The 19176-nt window shown below is 41.4% G+C and carries 18 protein-coding genes; 8 read left to right on the top strand and 10 right to left on the bottom strand.

Annotated features, from left to right (window positions below; translation table 11 throughout):
* Positions 1 to 4: 4 nt before the first annotated feature.
* The gene (locus tag CGB83_RS14020; protein ID WP_100076361.1) at positions 5 to 1834 is read left to right on the top strand and encodes an ABC transporter ATP-binding protein; all 1830 of its coding nucleotides are present in this window, start codon (positions 5 to 7) and stop codon (positions 1832 to 1834) included.
* Positions 1835 to 1902: 68 nt separating this feature from the next.
* Here the strand turns inward: CGB83_RS14020 and CGB83_RS14015 are convergent, their stop codons facing one another.
* The 6 genes from CGB83_RS14015 to rsfS form a co-directional block, all read right to left on the bottom strand.
* A complete protein-coding gene (locus tag CGB83_RS14015) occupies positions 1903 to 3225 on the bottom strand; it encodes a peptide-N-glycosidase F-related protein (RefSeq protein ID WP_100076360.1) in 1323 nt (440 codons plus the stop codon).
* A gap of 186 nt (positions 3226 to 3411) precedes the next feature.
* Complete coding sequence (locus CGB83_RS14010; protein ID WP_100076359.1) at positions 3412 to 4065, bottom strand: phosphatidylserine decarboxylase family protein; 654 nt, start codon at positions 4063 to 4065, stop codon at positions 3412 to 3414.
* 3 nt (positions 4066 to 4068) lie between these two features.
* A complete protein-coding gene (locus CGB83_RS14005; RefSeq protein ID WP_100076358.1) occupies positions 4069 to 4941 on the bottom strand; it encodes a phosphatidate cytidylyltransferase in 873 nt (290 codons plus the stop codon).
* Between the two features lie 23 nt (positions 4942 to 4964).
* Positions 4965 to 5546, bottom strand: a complete 582-nt coding sequence (locus tag CGB83_RS14000) for an LUD domain-containing protein (RefSeq protein ID WP_100076357.1) — start codon at positions 5544 to 5546, stop codon at positions 4965 to 4967.
* 133 nt (positions 5547 to 5679) lie between these two features.
* On the bottom strand, positions 5680 to 7695 hold the full coding sequence (ftsH, locus tag CGB83_RS13995; protein ID WP_100076356.1) for an ATP-dependent zinc metalloprotease FtsH: 2016 nt from the start codon (positions 7693 to 7695) through the stop codon (positions 5680 to 5682).
* Positions 7696 to 7709: 14 nt separating this feature from the next.
* Positions 7710 to 8078, bottom strand: coding sequence for a ribosome silencing factor (gene rsfS, locus CGB83_RS13990; protein ID WP_100076355.1), 369 nt, complete (start codon positions 8076 to 8078; stop codon positions 7710 to 7712).
* An 87-nt stretch (positions 8079 to 8165) separates the two neighbouring features.
* On the opposite strand from rsfS, the gene CGB83_RS13985 reads away from it, so the two are divergent.
* Positions 8166 to 8882, top strand: a complete 717-nt coding sequence (locus CGB83_RS13985; protein ID WP_100076354.1) for a biotin--[acetyl-CoA-carboxylase] ligase — start codon at positions 8166 to 8168, stop codon at positions 8880 to 8882.
* Here the strand turns inward: CGB83_RS13985 and CGB83_RS13980 are convergent.
* Genes CGB83_RS13980 through CGB83_RS13965 form a run of 4 tightly spaced genes read right to left on the bottom strand, consistent with a single transcriptional unit; the run spans position 8876 to position 12258 of the window.
* Positions 8876 to 9988, bottom strand: a complete 1113-nt coding sequence (locus CGB83_RS13980) for an LptF/LptG family permease (RefSeq protein WP_100076353.1) — start codon at positions 9986 to 9988, stop codon at positions 8876 to 8878. The genes CGB83_RS13985 and CGB83_RS13980 overlap by 7 nt on opposite strands.
* Positions 9989 to 9991: 3 nt before the next feature.
* The gene (gene tgt / locus CGB83_RS13975; RefSeq protein ID WP_100076352.1) at positions 9992 to 11122 is read right to left on the bottom strand and encodes a tRNA guanosine(34) transglycosylase Tgt; all 1131 of its coding nucleotides are present in this window, start codon (positions 11120 to 11122) and stop codon (positions 9992 to 9994) included.
* 51 nt (positions 11123 to 11173) lie between these two features.
* Positions 11174 to 11545, bottom strand: coding sequence for a DUF4296 domain-containing protein (locus tag CGB83_RS13970; protein ID WP_100076351.1), 372 nt, complete (start codon positions 11543 to 11545; stop codon positions 11174 to 11176).
* Entirely contained in the window at positions 11542 to 12258 is a 717-nt protein-coding gene (locus tag CGB83_RS13965) for a polyprenol monophosphomannose synthase (RefSeq protein ID WP_100076350.1), read from the bottom strand. The genes CGB83_RS13970 and CGB83_RS13965 overlap by 4 nt, the downstream gene beginning before the upstream one ends.
* A gap of 59 nt (positions 12259 to 12317) precedes the next feature.
* Between CGB83_RS13965 and CGB83_RS13960 the strand changes: the two genes are divergently transcribed.
* The 6 genes from CGB83_RS13960 to CGB83_RS13930 all read left to right on the top strand — a co-directional run bounded on the left by CGB83_RS13960 (position 12318) and on the right by CGB83_RS13930 (position 19163).
* Positions 12318 to 13004 (top strand): DUF4271 domain-containing protein, encoded by a 687-nt coding sequence (locus CGB83_RS13960; RefSeq protein ID WP_418219563.1) that lies wholly within the window; start codon positions 12318 to 12320, stop codon positions 13002 to 13004.
* A 12-nt stretch (positions 13005 to 13016) separates the two neighbouring features.
* Positions 13017 to 13757 (top strand): uroporphyrinogen-III synthase, encoded by a 741-nt coding sequence (locus CGB83_RS13955; RefSeq protein WP_100076348.1) that lies wholly within the window; start codon positions 13017 to 13019, stop codon positions 13755 to 13757.
* 90 nt (positions 13758 to 13847) lie between these two features.
* Positions 13848 to 15890 (top strand): S9 family peptidase, encoded by a 2043-nt coding sequence (locus tag CGB83_RS13950; protein WP_100076347.1) that lies wholly within the window; start codon positions 13848 to 13850, stop codon positions 15888 to 15890.
* A gap of 213 nt (positions 15891 to 16103) precedes the next feature.
* On the top strand, positions 16104 to 16445 hold the full coding sequence (locus CGB83_RS13945; protein WP_100076346.1) for a hypothetical protein: 342 nt from the start codon (positions 16104 to 16106) through the stop codon (positions 16443 to 16445).
* Between the two features lie 403 nt (positions 16446 to 16848).
* A complete protein-coding gene (locus CGB83_RS13935) occupies positions 16849 to 18396 on the top strand; it encodes a sensor histidine kinase (protein ID WP_100076344.1) in 1548 nt (515 codons plus the stop codon).
* 80 nt (positions 18397 to 18476) lie between these two features.
* On the top strand, positions 18477 to 19163 hold the full coding sequence (locus CGB83_RS13930; RefSeq protein WP_007842513.1) for a response regulator transcription factor: 687 nt from the start codon (positions 18477 to 18479) through the stop codon (positions 19161 to 19163).
* Positions 19164 to 19176: the final 13 nt, after the last annotated feature.

Below are 19176 nucleotides of genomic sequence, written 5' to 3'. Positions count from 1 at the left end.
TTTAATGAGTTATTATAAACGAGCAATAGACCAGATACTTCCTTATAAAAAATCTATTGCAGCCGGCATCTTTTTTAACGTTCTTTACGCCTTATTCAATATCATTGCCATGCTTTTCTTCATGCCTGTATTGAATATCCTGTTTGATAAAGAAACGGAAAAAATTGCTGCTCAGCCGGTCTATACCGGGATTTCCAGCGCCGCAAAATTCCTGAAAAACAGCTTTAATTACTACATCCAGCAGTTACAGGCAGAAAAAGGACCGGAATACATCCTCCTGATCACCTGCATATTATTTATCACGATGTTTTTCCTGAGAAATATCTTCAGTTACCTGTCGGAATTCTACCTTACTTTTTCCAGGACCGGTGTTTCCAGGGACTTCAGGATCAAACTTCATGATAAGATCCTTGAACTTCCGGTAGCATTCTTCACCAATTCAAGGAAAGGGGATGTTTTCGCAAGGATTACTTCCGATGTAGGAGAAGTGGAATCCAATATCCTAAACAGCCTGATTGATATCATACGGTCTCCCATCGTCATCATTATTACCATGGGGTACCTGTTGTATTCCAATTTTGAGCTGACCATTTTTACACTGATTGTTTTTCCTATCATGGGTACCCTGATATCCATTATCGGGAAAAGCCTGAAAAAAGATACCGGTGAAGCACAGAATGAGCTGGGAAAAATGTATTCTTTTGTGGATGAAACCCTTGTAGGGCTTAAAATCATTAAAATCTTTGATGCTTCGCCACAGATAAAAAAACGGTTTGATGAGGTACTGAATACCATCAGGCATTTATCGCTGCGCCTTTTCAAAAAGAAAGCGCTTGCTTCTCCGGTAAGTGAGCTTCTGGGGGCGATTACCATCGGTATGATCGTTTATTTCGGGGGGCGCCTGGCCATACAGGGAAAAGGGCTGTCCGGAAGTGAATTCATTACGTATATCGCTTTATTTTATACCATATTACAGCCTCTGAAAGCTCTGTCTTCCGCTATTTCCAACCTTCAGAAAGGGGAAGTTTCGGCTAAAAGGATTTTTGAAATCCTGGATGCGGATTTCCACATCAAAGAAGTAAAAGATGCCAAAGAAATAAAGGATTTCAAACAGAGTGTCGAATTCAGCAATATTACTTTCGGGTATGAAGAAAAAGAAATCCTTAAAAATTTCTCTATTTCTATTCCTAAAGGAAAAACCATTGCCCTGGTAGGACAGAGCGGAAGCGGAAAGAGTACCATCACCAATCTGATTACCCGCTTTTATGATGTCAACAAAGGAGAAATCCTGGTAGACGGTGAAAATATCAAGAATATAAAGCTGTCCAGCTACAGGAAACTTTTCGGATTGGTCACCCAGGATAATATCCTGTTCAATGATTCTATCCGGAATAATATTTCACTCGGTAAACCCGATGCATCACTGGAAGAAATTCAGGCTGCTGCTAAAGTAGCCAATGCACATGATTTCATTATGGATTTACCGAAGCAGTATGATACCAATATCGGTGAAGCCGGAGGAAAATTATCCGGGGGCCAGAAACAAAGGATTTCTATCGCAAGAGCAGTCCTCAAAAACCCTCCGATCATGATCCTGGATGAAGCCACCTCTTCACTGGATACGGAATCGGAACGATTTGTTCAGGATGCTCTGGAAAAAATGATGGAAAACAGGACTTCCCTGGTAATTGCCCACCGCCTATCCACGATTCAGAAAGCCGACTGGATTATCGTGATGGAAAAAGGAAATATCATAGAGCAAGGAACCCATCATGATCTTATTTCCAAAAAAGGCATGTACAATAAGCTGGTCGAACTGCAGAATTTCGATTAAAAAAGAAAATAAAAGATTCCGGGCGCGACAAAGTCGCGCCCGGAATCTTTTTATCTGACTATACAGGATTATTTTTTAATGACCTTATGGCTAAAGCGGACGCCGCCTTCTAAAAGGACATCCAGAATATAAGTCCCGGCCGGATAAGCCGTCAGGTCAGCTTTTGAATCAAATGTTTCTGAGAGTGTTCTTCCGTCAACGGATAATATTGAGATGTGTTTCACCTTTTTACTGCCTTTTACCTGTACATAATCAGCAGTTGGATTAGGATAAATGGAGACGTCTGTAGTCGCAATGTCTTGTACTGATAAACTCTGGTTCTGGCTCTGCATGTACATCGACAGTACAATCTGTCCTTGCTGGCCGTTAAATACAGCAGTAGGCACTTCATACTTCAGGGTATGGTTTCCGGCTGACAGAGAAGCTACAGAAAAGCTCCTGATAGGCACCGCATCTCCCGGACACCAGTTATTCCAGCTCGTCCACCAGCTTTCCGACTGTGCATAATTTCCGTAGATGCCGTTAGGTTGGGTATTATACATTCGGTAAGGCTCACAGGATTTGCCACCAGGCTTAAAAGTGAGGACCTGGGCATTATCCAACGAAACATAGTTCTGTCTTCTCACATATTCTTCTCCGCCGCTATTCGCTCCGTGAGGAGTCGTTACAATAAAGAATTTGGGATTGGTAGCGTTTTGGGAAAGGTTGAAATTAACAAACCGCACGGTCTGCCCCGCCACGTCCGTATTGGCATAATTATTCAGCGGATCTGAATCCAGCATTGGTAAGATCGTATTGAAACTACCTGAAACTGAAGGATCGGAAGAAGTTACGAAATTCAGTGTGCCGGCAAAAACATCATTCCTCCCGGAGCATCCTGCCACCTGCGTATTGGCTGCGTAAGGGACTCCGAAAACATCCAGCTCCACCCAGATGTCATACATATTTCTCAAAGCCATATTGCTGAACACAGAATACAGGTTATTTACCTCATAGGAGTACGGAACTTCCGTCGGAGAGATATTTTTGTTCATAAAAGGAGTAATATACCGGCCTATCTCAAATCTTTTAACCTGAGTATCATTAAGGGTATAAGAGGCCTGCCCTTTAGGCACCAATGCAATATGTACCCCTCCTATCCTGTCATAATTGTCACATAGCGCACCGATACTGACATTAAGGGTTATTTTATTCTGAAAGCTGTTCAGCTCAGCATCCGTCAGCTTTCTGGTATAACGGAAATTAGCGAGCCTAAGGGTATTCGCAGGTACCGGCTGGGTAACCGTACTGGCATATCCGTCATAGAATACTACCTGGGAAAATACGTTAATGGTGGTTTGTGAATTGAATAAAGAAGAAACAATAAAAAAAGGAAGTAGGAATCTTTTCATACGCTAAATTATTTACCTATTATTTAATTAAAATTCAAATATACAAACAATATCATGTATTTAATGCAACAATAAATCAATTAACATAAAAATCCCAATCCTGATAGAAGTCAGATGATGATAAGGTAAGGAATAAAAAAAGAGGAACTTGAATTTCCTCTTTTTGTTAATGCAATCATTTTTTTATTAATCTTTCATCCTCGCGATCACATCCAGCCCGCCTTTGGTAATATCTCCGATCTTACAGATAATTTCAGTATCCAGCGGAAGGAATATATCCATTCTGGAGCCGAATTTAATAAACCCGAATTCATGCCCTGCTTTAGCTTCATCCCCTTCATTGCAGTAGAAGACAATCCTTCTGGCTACATACCCTGCAATCTGCCTGAAAACAACTTTATGGTGCGTGAGACTCTCCACCGCAACGGTCGTCCTCTCGTTATCGGTAGAAGACTTTTCATGCCATGCCACCAGATATTTTCCGGGATGGTATTTTTTATAAATCACCTTTCCTGAAACAGGATAACGGCAGATATGCACATTAAGTGGTGACATAAAGATGGAAACCTGGATGACTCTTTCATTAAGGAACTCATTTTCATCTACTTCTTTGATCATGACTACTTTTCCGTCCACAGGTGCCACTACATTCTCTCTGTGTTCCAGAATTTCACGGTCAGGAACACGGAAAAACCAGAATACAAGGCTGTAAATGATCAGCAATGGCATAATGATCAGCAATGACCACATCTCAAGAAAATAGATCGCTGCTGCGCTGATGATGATAAAAAGCAGCGTAGCTACCGTAATGGTTCCTTTTGACTCTCTGTGTAATTTCATGAGCTATATAAATTTTTCTAATATAAAATACAAATATACGACTGGCACACAGATCAGGAAACTGTCAAGCCTGTCTAATAATCCACCATGACCGGGAATAATATTCCCACTGTCTTTCACCCCGAAATTCCTTTTCAGCTGGCTTTCTACCAGGTCCCCTACCGGTGCAAAAGCAGCAATAAGAAAACCTACTACCATCCAGTTCCCACGCAGGCCGGGTTGATTATGTTCGATAAAATACGACAGGATAAGCGTAAGGACCACACCGCCGGCATACCCTTCCCAGGTTTTTTTCGGAGAGATTTTTGGTGCCATCTTATGTTTTCCGAAAAACTTACCTACCAGGTAAGCGAAAGTATCGCTACTCCAGATGAGGATAAATAAAAACATTACTTCAAGCGAGAAATGATCGTCGAAACTGGAAAATTTAGGGAGCCCAAGTGCAAAACAGAAAGGCAGGGCAGTATAAATAACGGTAAAGATCAGTTTACCACTGTCATAATAGAGTTCATTGGAATACTTGAATAGGGTGACTACCGCAATCAGGATCAGAAGGATCGCCAGAAGCTCACTCAGCCTGAAGTCGAAGAAGAAACCATATTGGAAGTACCGTTTGGAGAAAATATAAAAGATGAAGATGATAAGCGGCCATACCGCCCATTTTTCGTAACCATTCCCGAACTTCATGATCTTAAAACACTCCCATGAACTTACTGCCAGAAACAGTGTTATCATTCCGTAATACAGGTACTGCTGTTTTACCGGCTCAGGAGAGATGCTGTTGATGAGATGTGCACCCACCGGGCTGGTACAGAAAATAATGACTGCCACATATACGATTCCCGAGAGGGTTCTTTGAATAAGATTTTTGTCCAAAATTTACAGTTTAGTACGTTGTGCTAATCTTCAAGCAGCAATAAAAATAATTTCGTAGCAGGACCGGAAGAATGGTCCATTTTAGACTGGCTCCCGCTGATAGAAGTAAGGTTTTTGATATTCCCGTTTCTCTTGATCTTCCCCATAGCATCATTAAGATTATTGACGATCTGCGATACATTAGCGATAATAATGATTTTTGCAGGCAGCCTTGATGAATGGTAATGAAGGATATTATTATGGGAAAGCATGATTCTGCCGTCATAAGCAATGAGATACTCACAGGTAATAAAAGCGGCATCATTGGAAGGTTCAAGTTCTGATGTGCATGGAGTTCTGATCACATTCAGAAAGCTCTGTAATTCTTTATCCCAGCAGAAGACATTACCGATGCCTTCTATCTTGATGATCTGATGTAAAGTCTGCAGTGCTTCCGCCTCATCTGCACAGTAATTGAAAAATCCACCGGAATGCGTAAACAATTGCGCAAACTTATAGTCGAGATCCGCATTTTTCAGCGAATCCCCAAGCTTCTCCAGACTTTCTTTTTCACTCTCCTCAGGCTGGCTGGTAAGTTTGTTTACAATCCTCTTAAATAAATTCAACTTAATCGATTTTTAGTCAACTTTATACAAAAGTAAAAAATTAATTATATAGATTCTAAAAAAGTCCCTTTAAATATGAAAAAACCCGGCAATTTTATATCGCCAGGTTTTTCAGGTAGTGTATTTTAAAGGGTTAAAGCTGGGTAGGGCTTTCAGGAGCCTGAATTCCGCTTTTGCCTTCTTTCTCTTTTATGATGATTTCTTCATCCGGCTCTTTAGTTCCCGGAATTGTATTGGTAACCGGTTTCTCTGTTAATTCAGGATCCCATGCCCGTTTACCGAAGATTTCCTCAAGGTCCTCACGGAAGATCACTTCTTTCTCTAAAAGCTTATTGGCCAATGCATCAAGCTTATCTTTATTCTCCGTCAGGATTCTTACGGCACGGTCATACTGGTTTTCAATAATCCCTTTGATTTCAGAATCGATCTTTGTTGCGGTATCTTCTGAATAAGGCTTACCGAAATTATATTCCGACTGCCCTGAACTGTCATAATACGAGATATTACCGATATTCGGGCTCAATCCGTAGATGGTAACCATCGCCTGAGCTCTCTTGGTTACACTTTCAAGATCAGAAAGTGCACCTGTGGAAATATTATTGAAAATAACCTGCTCGGCAGCTCTTCCTCCCAAAGTGGCACACATTTCATCCAGCATCTGTTCTGTAGTAGTCAGCTGTCGCTCTTCAGGAAGGTACCATGCTGCTCCCAGGGAACGTCCTCTCGGAACAATAGTAACTTTTAACAGCGGCGAAGCATGTTCTACCAGCCAGGAGATGGTTGCATGTCCGGCTTCGTGATAGGCTACTCTTTTCTTTTCAGAAGGTTTTATAGCTTTATTTTTCTTCTCAAGACCACCGATAATTCGGTCTACTGCATCCAGGAAATCCTGCTTGTTTACGGCGGTATGGTTATTCCTGGCCGCGATAAGCGCTGCCTCATTACATACATTGGCAATATCCGCACCACTGAAACCAGGGGTTTGCTTGGCTAAAAACTCTCTGTCTATCGAATCATCAAGCTTGATTTTCTTCAAATGCACGTCAAAGATCTGTCTTCTTTCATGCAGCTCCGGAAGATCCACATAGATCGAACGGTCAAAACGACCTGCTCTCATTAATGCTTTATCCAGGATATCAGCTCTGTTGGTTGCTGCCATTACAATTACGTTGGTATCGGTTCCGAAACCGTCCATTTCCGTAAGCAACTGGTTAAGGGTATTTTCACGCTCATCATTGCCGCCGGAGAAATTATTTTTTCCTCTTGCACGCCCGATAGCATCGATCTCATCAATAAAGATAATCGCCGGTGATTTTGCTTTTGCCTGGGCAAAAAGGTCTCTTACCCTGGATGCTCCCACCCCTACAAACATCTCCACGAAATCAGATCCTGACAGAGAGAAGAAAGGTACTTTAGCCTCCCCTGCAACTGCTTTTGCAAGCAATGTTTTACCGGTTCCCGGAGGACCTACCAAGAGTACCCCTTTCGGAATTTTACCTCCCAGTTTGGTATACTTTTCAGAGTTCTTAAGGAAATCTACAACTTCCTGAACTTCTTCTTTGGCACCTTCCAGTCCTGCAACATCCTTGAAGGTCACCTGGATTCTTTCTTTTTCGTCAAAAAGTTTGGCTTTGGATTTCCCGATAGAGAAAATCTGACCTCCAGGGCCGCCACCGCCACCCATCTTTCTGAAAAGAAGGAAATAAAATAATCCGAGAATGGCAATCCAGATCAGTGCAGAAACAAGGATGTCTGCAAACGGGCTTTTACCGGCACCGTAATCTTTGGTTGTTTTTAAATTGGGATTATCTGCTTTAACTTTATCAAACTTTTGGAGAAACAGCTGCAGGTCACCGTATTTTACCGTGTAATCTGCCTTGGATGCCATTCCCAGAGATGAGAAAGGATCGTTCTGTTTTGCTGTTTTCTTTACCATTTCAGACCGGGCAGCCTGTGTAAGGAATACATCTGCTTTCTCCGTGTCTTTGTATATCAATACATTCTGGACTTTCCCCGCCTGCATGATCTGGAAGAATTCATCTTCATCAATAGATTTTGCACTATCGCCTCCTAAAAAATTGGAGCCGAAAAATAACAAAAGAGCTATGATCGCAATCGGAAAAAACCAGTTAAATCCTTTATTGTTCATTTACCTTTTTTAAATTAATATTCATTTTCGATTCTTGTGATGGCTGCATCACCCCAAAGTTCCTCAATATCATAGTATGCCCTCACTTCCTTCTGGAAAATATGAACCACTACAGACACATAGTCTACCAGTACCCACATAGAGTTTTCGGTACCTTCCACATGCCAAGGTCTGTCCTTTAAATCATTTCTTACTTTTTTCTCCACGCTTCCTGCTAATGCAGAAACCTGCGTATTGGAGTTTCCGCTACAGATGATAAAGGTTTCAGCCACCGAGTTTTCAATATTTGAAAGATCAAAGATCATAATGTCTTCACCCTTTACATCTTGTAATGCCTCAACGATTTTATCTTGTAATTGTTGCTTTTCTGCTGTTTTATTCATTAAAAAAATACTATAATCTGCAAATTTATTGTTTTTTCTTTACTTTAGCCTTACTTTTAGCCCCGGAAAATCTTAAAGTTTTCTTAAATGAGCGAACTGTTTTATCTGAAAGAATGTTCTTCTACTAATGACGAAATTCCCGGATTTTTACTTTATGGAAATGCAGATTTTATCGGCCTGCATACTTTCAACCAAACTCAAGGCCGCGGTCAGTATGGAAACCGCTGGACATCAGCGGCCGGACAAAATGTAGCATACACTCTGGCGGCAAGCGTCTCGAATTTCCGGCTCCCGGATAGTTTATTCAATTATTATACCGCAGGCCTTATCAGGTCATTCCTTGCCAATCTGACCGGTTTGCCCGTTAAAATAAAGTGGCCCAATGACATCATCCTTAAAGGTAAGAAAATCGTCGGGATTTTAATCGAAAAGAAGAAAATTAATCAGAATACCTATTACATTATCGGGGCGGGCTTTAATGTGCTGCAGCAAGCGTTTGAAGACATTTCCAATGCCGGCTCGCTTCTGACGCAGACCGGAAATCATTTTGAACTGGATGAATTGACGATTCAGCTCCATCAGTTCCTTACAGAAAATCTAATGCATCCTCCTTCTGCACAGGAAATCCTGGAAGAATTCAATGCCCATCTGTTCCGCAGGAATGAAATATCAGTTTTTGAAATTGAAAAAGAACGCCAAAATGGCATCATCCGTCATGCCGATGAACATGGCGCTTTATGGATTGAGCTTGAAAAAACCGGTTTACAGTCTTTCTACCATAAAGAAGTAAAACTGCTTTACTGATTAGCCCTCTTGAAATACAGGTAAGCTGCGATCGGGAAGAATATCATATTGGGGAACCACATCGCCAGCGCAGGAGACATGCTTTTGTTTTCAGAAACAACCTTTAAAGCCTCAAATGAAAATACAAAGATAAACGCCAGTGAGATCCCGAGCGCAAGGTTAATTCCCAGTCCGCCCCGTTTTTTCTGCGAGGAAAGCGATAGTGCCAGGAAAGTGAGAATAACTACGGAAACCGGCATTGACGTCCGCTGATACAGCTCATTAAGGTGGGCATTCAGGTTGCTGTTTCCTTTTTCCTTTTCCCTCCGGATGAATTTCAGAAGCTCAGGAGTAGTCTTGTTCTGTCCTAACAGTTCATTGGGAAATAGTTCTTCCGGATCATGTCCGTAGCTTTTCTTCAGGTCGAAGCCGCTGTTCAGCTTTTCGCTGTCATCCCTGTTGATCGTTTTCTCAACGAAACCATTCAGCACAAACTGCTTTTTAGCTTTATCCCAATAAACATCATTGGCTTTCAGCTCATAGGTCATCTTCCTGTTTTTATCAAATTTCTGGAACACGAAGCCGGAGCCTCTTTTTTCACGCTTGTTCCAGGAATTGATAAAAATATATTCCATACGGCTCAGCTGCGCGGAAACCGGAGCAGTACCCAGAACCTTTTCTTTATTGGTCGAGTTATAAGTGTAGGCCTCCAGCTGGTTTTTCTTGATATTGGCCCAGGGAAGCACAAAATGATTCACCAGAAGCGAAAGCAGTGCGATAAACAGGGACGTAATGAGATACGGCCTTGCAAACCGGTGGAAGCTGGCTCCACTGCTGATCACGGCAACAATCTCCGTATTGTTGGCCATCCTGGAGGTAAAATAAATGACGGAGATGAAGACAAGAATAGACAGGAAAGTCATCACAAGGTTGATGATCCAGAAAGGATAGAAATGAATCAGGAAATAATTCAGATCCAGTTTCGGGTCCAGTGCCCGTGCATTTTCTATCCTTGGGATTTTCTGCTGAACATCAATGACCAGAACGACCACAGACAGCAATATCAGCATGAAACTGAAGGTCCCAAGGTATTTTTTAATGATATATCTGTCTACTATTTTAAGCATGCCTTACAGTCTTTGTCTCAGAACAGGAAGAACGGATTTTTTCCATTCGTAGAAATCTCCTGCTACAATATGTTCCCGGGCTACTTTTACCAGATCCAGGTAAAATGCCAGATTATGAATAGAAGCAATCTGCTTGCCCAGGTATTCTTTGGATACGAAAAGGTGCCTTACATAAGCTTTTGAATATTCCTGATCTACAAAGCTGGTCCCGAACTCATCCAGCGGAGCAAAATCATCTTTCCACTTTTCATTTTTAAGGTTCACAACCCCTTTCCAGGTAAAGATCATCCCGTTCCTTGCATTCCGGGTAGGCATTACGCAATCCATCATATCAATTCCAAGCCCGATGGATTCCAAAATATTCCATGGGGTACCGACTCCCATCAGGTACCTTGGTTTTTCTTTAGGAAGAATATCCGTTACCTCATCGGTGATCCTGTACATCTCTTCTTCAGGTTCTCCTACAGACAACCCTCCGATCGCGTTTCCTTCTGCTCCTGCTTCGGAAATCACTTCGGCAGAAATTTTCCTCAGGTCGGAGTACGTTGATCCCTGAACAATTGGGAAAAGTCTTTGTTTATATCCGTACAGCTCAGGATTCTGCTCTGTCCAGTCGATACACCTCTTAAGCCACCGGTGGGTAAGCTCCATAGAAGTTTTGGCCTGGTTATACTCACACGGGTATGGCGTACATTCATCAAAAGCCATAAAAATATCGGCTCCGATCTGCCTCTGGATCTCCATAGACCTTTCCGGGGAAAACATATGGTAACTTCCGTCGATATGAGATTTGAAGCGGGCTCCTTCTTCCGTCATTTTACGGGTATCTGCAAGGGAAAACACCTGAAATCCTCCGGAATCGGTAAGGATAGGCAGATCCCAGTTCATGAACTTATGCAGCCCGCCTGCCTTCTGCATGACATCCATTCCCGGACGAAGGTAAAGGTGGTAGGTATTGCCCAGAATAATCTGCGCCCTGATATCTTCTTTTAATTCTCTCTGATGAACGGTCTTTACACTGGCCACGGTTCCTACCGGCATGAAAATCGGTGTCTGAACCACCCCGTGATCTGTGGTGATTTCTCCTGCTCTGGCCTTACCTTCAGAGGTTTTATGTATGGTAAAAAAATTCATTCGTATGCTTTTTGATTCATCTTCATCGTCAGCACAGCTCCTGCACTTTCATTATCTTGCAAAAGCCGGCACATTTCCAGTTTGCTTCAGCTTATTCTGTATATATTTTTCTGCTTTGGGATCTTTCTCCAGCAGTATTTTCTGGGCATCATCCGCAATCCCTTTCATCTGCTGATTAATCGTGTAGTATTTGAAACTATCCACAAAATCAGCCGGTTTTACCTGGTGCGCCTTAAGCACAAACCTGGTGCCTGCCTCAAGATTGCTGTTGGGGTATACAAAGGTTGCCTGATCATTGATAGCCATATCCGCCATGATTTCCGCCATCCGGTCTTTAGGAATGAGGTTTTCAGGCTTATCCATATAACCGCTGCAAGCCAGCAGCATGCTCATTAAAACAAAAAAGAAAACCAGTTTTTTCATAATCTGTTGATGATGGATTTCCACTTTAAATTGAGTACTCCGAAAACCGCTTCATGAATGATCCCGCCGTTCATCTTGCTTTCCCCGAGGATCCTGTTGGTAAAAATAATCGGCACCTCCACAATCCTGAAGTTCTTTTTAAAAGCCCGGAATTTCATTTCAATCTGAAAGCCGTAGCCTTTCAGCTTCACATTTTCCAGTCCTATCTCTTCCAGTACTTTCCTTGAAAAGCAGACAAACCCTGCGGTGGTATCATGAATAGGCAGTCCTAAAATAAACCTGACATACCGGGAAGCAAAATACGATAATAATACACGCCCCATAGGCCAGTTAACCACATTCACTCCTTTGGAGTACCGGGAACCGATAGCCATATCGGCATTCAGACAGGCTTCATAAAGCCTCGGAAGGTCTTTCGGGTCATGCGAAAAATCCGCATCCATTTCGAAAATGTAGTCGTATCCATTCTGAATAGCCCAGTGAAAGCCATGAATATAGGCCTTTCCCAGGCCATCCTTAATATGCCGTACGGAAAGGTGAAGGTCGTGTGGAAATTCTTTTTGCAGCTCCTTTACAATACCGGCAGTCCCGTCAGGAGAAGAGTCGTCCACCACCAGAACATGAAAGCCGTCTTCCAATGCAAAAACTGCGGAAATAATATTTTCAATATTTTCCTTTTCGTTATACGTTGGAATAATGACCAGTTTTTTCATTTCAGTTTGCAAAGATAGTTTATTTAACCTTTTTATTTTATACAAAATAATCTATAATTTTGCAAAAAAATATCCCTTTGCCATCACCACAAAATTTTGTCAATCACGTAAGAATCCCTGAGCATAACGACTGGGTCATCTTTATATTGTTAGGCTGCATTTTTTTATATCTTTTTATGATGAACATCGTGGAAAGGGAAGCCAGCCTGAGGGACTTTTTGCTTCAGAAGTATTTTGACGCCAGCAATAACCTTCCCAGCTGGATCATTACTTCCTGCATCACCACCCTGACGCTCGCTGCGCTTATATCGCAAACCATACCCACAGTTCCGAAATTCATTTCGGACATTCAGGTTTCAGGGTTCCAGCTGAATAAGTTTGGGTACACCTTACTGGTGATTACATTTTTTTATCTGTCGAAATCAGCCTTGGGCTTTATGTTCTACCACAGTACGGGAGACGGGAAAAAATGGACTGTATTTTATTTTACGGCTACCAAATTTTATTTCATCCTGTCTTTTATCCTCATTATTCTCTGCATTACCCATTATTACTTCCCTGTAGACAGACATCAATTGTTTTTTTATTACCTGATATTCTTCTTATTTGTATTTATCTTCAAGATTTTTTTCTATTTATTTCACAGAAACAACATTTTGCCGCAAAAATGGTATTATAAATTTTTGTATATTTGCACCCTCCAAATCACACCACTATTGCTGCTTTGGAAATTATTATTTTTTTAATAAAAGTCAATGATGAGAATAAAGTCTATATTGGTCTCTCAACCAGCGCCGAGTGAGTCATCTCCATACCTGGATATTGCAAAGAAGGAAAAAATAAAAATTGATTTCCGCCCGTTTATCCACGTAGAAGGAGTTGACAATAAAGAACTTAGAACACAAAAAATTGATCTAACGCAGTACACAGGGATTATTTTCACCAGCAAAAATGCGATTGATCATTACTTCAGGCTTGCTGAAGAGCTGCGCTTTGCAGTACCGGATACCATGAGGTACATCTGCCAGTCCGAGGCCATTGCCAACTATCTTCAGAAGCACATCGTATACCGCAAAAGAAAAATCAGCTTCGGGGAGAAAAACTTCTCAGATCTTTTACCCCTCTTTAAAAAGTTCCCGACGGAAAAATACCTCCTTCCCTCTTCTGATGTACTGAGTCCGGATATCGTAAAAACACTGGATGCCGCCAATGTCAGCTGGACACGCGCCATCATGTACAGAACCGTATGCAGCAACCTTACCGATATCGACATCAAGGAATATGATATGCTTATTTTCTTCAGCCCGCAGGGGATCAAGTCTCTACAGCAGAATTTCCCGGATTTCAAACAGGAGGAAACCAAGATCGGTGTTTTCGGGAATACCACTTTAGCTGCAGCAGAAGAAGCAGGACTGAAGGTTGATCTGATGGCTCCTACCAAGGAAACACCATCCATGACCATGGCTCTTGAAAAATACATTAAGGCACTGCACAAGTAGTTCTTAAAGTCAAAATATTCAGCGGCCATCTTTCTCATTAAAAGGAAAGATGGCTTTTTTTAGTTAAATTTGAACAAGATTTAATATTGCATGAAAGCTCCACAGGCAAAAAAAATAGAAAAGACACTTGAAATTCACGGGGATCAGAGAATGGATCCTTATTTCTGGCTCAACGAAAGGGAAAATCCTGAAGTCATACGCTATCTTGAAGAAGAAAATTCCTACGCAGACCTTATCATGAAGGATACCGAGGAACTTCAGGAAGAGCTTTTTGAGGAAATGAAGTCCCGGTATAAAAAAGATGATGAGTCGCTTCCTTATTTTTTCAACGGGTACTGGTATATCGTAAGATACGAAGAAGGCAAGGAATACCCTATTTTCTGCAGGAAACAGCACAGTCTGGATCAGCCGGAAGAAATCATTGTAGATGTTAACATACTCGCAGAAGGGGAAAACTTTTTCGAGGTAGGGAGTGTAGCTGTAAGCCCGGATAACCGGCTGGTTTCTTTTTCCGCCGATAATATCGGAAGAAGGATCTATACCATTAATTTCAAAGATCTGGAAACCGGGGAAATCCTTGCTGATCAGATTCCGAATACGACCGGTAAAGCAGTCTGGGCCAATGATAATCAGCATGTATTCTACATCAGGAAAGACACGAACCTCCGTGCTTTTCAGGTATACAGGCACCAGCTCGGAACAGACCCCTCAGAAGATGTATTGATCTTCCATGAGGAAGATGACACTTTTGACGTGAATGTATTCAAAACAAAATCCCTGAAATACATTTTCATAGCAAGCTCCAGTACGATTTCGGATGAACACCGCTTTATTCCATCTGACGATGTTTTTGCAGACTGGATCGTTATACAGCCGAGGATAGATGACCTAGAATATTCCGTAGAGCATTATGAGGATGAATTCTACATCATCACCAATGCCGATGAGGCCACCAATTTTAAAATTGTAAAAACCAGGATCAGCCAATGCAGCATGGAACACTGGGTAGACGTTATTCCGCACAGGGAAAACGTCCTTCTGGAAGGTTTTGAGATCTTCCGGGATTACCTGGTTCTTGAGGAAAGAGAGCAGGGACTGCTGCAGATCAGGATCATCAACGAAAAAACAGGGGAATCCTATTACCTTCCGTTTTCAGATCCTACCTACACTGCATACATCGGAATCAACCTTGAATTTGATACCGATATCCTGCGTTACGGATATACTTCCCTCACCCAGCCCGGCTCCACCTATGAATATAACATGAAAGAGAAAACAACCCAGCTCCTGAAGCAACAGGAAGTACTGGGCGGCACGTTCTCCCCTGAAAATTATATTTCGGAAAGAATCTGGGCAGATTCCAGGGATGGCAAAACCAAAATCCCGGTTTCGCTGGTGTATCATAAAGATACAGCGAAATCTCCACATACTCCTTTGTTATTATATGGCTACGGAAGCTACGGACATACGGTAGATGCCAGCTTTTCCAATGTGCGGCTATCCCTTCTGGACAGGGGGTTCATTTATGCCATCGCGCACATCCGCGGCGGGGAATACCTGGGCAGGGAATGGTACGAAGAAGGGAAAATGCTGTATAAGAAAAATACATTCTTCGATTTTATCGATGCAGGAAAATTCCTGATCCATGAAAACTATACTTCCTCAAAGCACCTGTATGCCATGGGCGGAAGTGCAGGAGGACTTCTGATGGGAGCCGTGGTCAACTTTGAACCTGAGCTGTTCAACGGTATTGTAGCGCAGGTCCCTTTTGTGGATGTGGTTACGACCATGCTCGACGAGACGATCCCGCTGACTACCGGAGAATATGACGAATGGGGAAATCCGAATGACCGGGAATATTATGACTATATGAAATCCTATTCTCCCTATGACAATGTAGAAGCCAAAGATTATCCGCATATGCTAATTACTACAGGCCTTCATGATTCACAGGTCCAGTACTGGGAACCTGCCAAATGGGTAGCCCGGCTTCGGGAACTGAAAACAGACGATCACCTGCTGATCTTCAAAACTGATATGAGCGCAGGGCACGGCGGGGCAAGCGGAAGATTCGAATCACTGAAAGAAGATGCCCTGGAATATGCATTTCTTCTGATGATCGATAAAAGATAAATGATCAGGCTCTGATCTTACCGGTTACCAACCCTCTGTTAAAGAAGAATCAAAGTTCAAAGATCAGAAAATCAAAGATTGCTAAAGCTTGATGTTCTTTATCTTGTATGGTAATTATTTTTAAACAAAATATTCAACTCTTCTGTGGCTTTTGCAGCTAATGGAAGGTATAAAATGTGAGTTTGAAAAGGCTCTCAAAATGAATTGTAATTTATGAACGAAGCAGAATACTGGCAGAAAATAGAACAATTTTTCATTGAAAATTTCGATACGGAAAAAAATGCTCCGATTGAAACATACCTTTTTTTAATAGGCCTTCAGGAACTGGGCAGCGGACAGCAGAAATATACGAAAGATGATAAGGTTAACCTGCTGCATATTGCAGTATGCAGGTTGCTGGAACCTTTCGGGTATTATCAGTTTTCACATTATGACGATGACGGATATCCGCATTTTGATCAACTGGAAGAGCTTCCGGAATTAAAACCCAATGAGCAGCAGTTGCTAATGAAAAAGGCGATCATCCAGTATTTTCAGGATGAGGAATTACTTTGAATCTGAAAACTGAGGTATCAGGACTATACGATATGAAAAATGGAAAGCAGTCTATTCTGCTTTCCATTTTTGTTTTTCCTTGTATCGGTATCATGATAAAAAACAGGTGGATTATGCAGGAAGACCTATTTAAATTAGGATACGGATTTATGTTCCATAACAGACAAATTATACCATATTTCATTAAAAGACGGCAAGAGGATTTCAAACCATTAATTTTTTCATGGGTTTGCTGCTTATCTGTCAATGAAAATGATACTATGGAACACATACCACATTTATAAATAAATGTTAAAATTGATTGTTTTAAGAAAAATAACACAATATTATGGCTCGTTTTTTGTTTATGAAATCATAAAATGATTAATTTTAACATTCGTAATCATAACTGCATTATCGAATAATGAATAATAAGTTCATCCCTATCATTTCAGTGTTTATGACGATCTCACTGATTGTCTTTGTTACGCTTCAGTTCTACTGGCTGAAAAGGTATTACGGTACCCTGGAACAGGATTTCTCAAATAAGGTCTATTCCGCCCTGGAAAGTACATCTAAAAGCGTTGGCGAAATTGAGGTGGAGAAATACATGAATGAAGATTTTAAAAACTTCAGGAACAATATCCTCGCAAACAATGACCAGCCGTCATTGACTACCATTCAGCAGGTGGAAGATTCAGGAACACAGAGACAGATTATTTATTCAAAGAACATCATTGAAAAAACTCAGCTCCCGATTTCTCAGAAAGGGGATTCTATAAAACTGACTAAACTCTATTCCGACGAAGCTGCTTATAAGGTTAAAAAGGACACCAATAACCGTGAACTACTGACTGCCGATATCAACCAGGATATTGAAAACGGGGATTACACGGTAAAGGAATTTGCCAAAGTATATGGAAACAACCTTCCCCTGAATAAAAGAGTAAACACTAAAATCCTGGATTCCGTCATTACCAAAGAACTCAGGATCAGAGGCATTTCTGCTCAGTTCGGTTACGGCATCACCGATAAAAATAATAATACAACCGGCATATTCAATAAGCTGTATAAGGATAAAAAAGACAACAATACCTATAGCTATCCCCTGTTTACAGATAATAAATACAGGACGATCTATAACCTTGCGTTGGTTTTTCCAAAAAAGGAATATTCCCTCGCTATGAACAACTGGCCCATGCTGCTGGGAACCTTCCTTTCTTTACTGACCATTCTGGGCATCTATATCATTTCTATCAACTATATGATGAAACAGAAGAAGCTGGCGGAAGTGAAGACCGATTTCATCAACAATATGTCCCATGAGTTCAAGACGCCATTAGCGACCATCTCCGTAGCTACGGACTCATTGGCCAATGATAAAATCGCCACCAACCCGGACAAGGTAAAATACTATTCGGAACTGATCAAACAGGAAAACCTCCGGATGAAAAAGCAGGTGGAGAATGTCCTGAACATGTCTAAACTGGAGCGGAATGAGGTTAATCTTTTCCTCAAAGAAGCGAATGTAAGGGAACTGATCAAGAAGACAACAGAGTCTTTCAACCTGATTGTCGGCCAGAGAAACGGTACGCTGACCCAGGAGTTCACAGCGGAACAATACCAATTCAAAATTGACGAGTTCCATATTGCCAATGTGTTGGTCAACCTGCTGGACAATGCCAATAAATATTCTCCCGAAGCGCCTGAAATCCATGTTAAAACAAGAAATGAGGGAAATTGGTATGTCATTGAAGTCTCGGATAAAGGAATGGGAATGGAAACCCACAACAAAACCAAGATCTTTGAGAAATTTTTCCGTGAAGAGACCGGAAACATCCATAATGTAAAAGGACAGGGATTAGGCTTGTCATATGTAAAAAAGATTGTTGAGCTTCATAAAGGCCATGTGATTGTAGAATCCAATAAAGGAAAAGGCAGCACCTTTACGATAAAGCTGCCGATGAATTAAAAATTAAATTAAGGTTATCAGGATAAAACCATTGGATAACGCCACCATAAATGATTACCAACTAAAAAAAATATAAACTTATGAGCAACAGGATATTACTGGTAGAAGACGATCAGAGTTTTGGAGCCGTGCTAAAAGATTATCTAACGATCAATAATTTTGAAGTAACACTGGCCACAGACGGAGAACAGGGATTGAAAGAGTTTACTGAAAATGAGTTTGACATCTGTATTTTTGACGTAATGATGCCCAAAAAGGACGGATTTTCGTTGGCAGAAGATGTAAAAAAGATTGATAAAAACACTCCGATCATTTTCCTTACCGCAAGGAACATGAGAGAAGATATCCTGAAAGGCTATCAGCTGGGTGCCGACGATTATATTACCAAGCCTTTCGATACCGAATTGCTCCTGTATAAAATCAAAGCCATCCTTCAGAGAAGTTCAACCCTGGAAAATGAGGAGCAGGAACAGTTCAAGATCAGCAATATCTTTTTTGATTCCATGCTGAGGCAGCTGCGGGTAGGTGACAAAGAATACAAGCTTTCCCCTAAGGAGAACGAGCTGCTTAAACTTCTGTGCATTCACAGAAACGACTTTATGCCGAGAGATCTCGCACTGCGAAAAATCTGGAAGAAAGAAAATTATTTTACCGCCAGAAGTATGGACGTGTACATTGCCAAACTCCGTAAACTGCTGAAAGATGACGAAGGCCTGGAAATCATCAACGTTCACGGTGAAGGTTTCCGCCTACTGGTTAAAAATTAGCCTGATACCTATT

The sequence above is a fragment of the Chryseobacterium camelliae genome (genome assembly GCF_002770595.1).
GTDB lineage: Bacteria > Bacteroidota > Bacteroidia > Flavobacteriales > Weeksellaceae > Chryseobacterium > Chryseobacterium camelliae.
The sequence above is the reverse complement of the archived record's forward strand: the minus strand, read 5'-3'. Positions and strand labels throughout refer to the sequence as shown.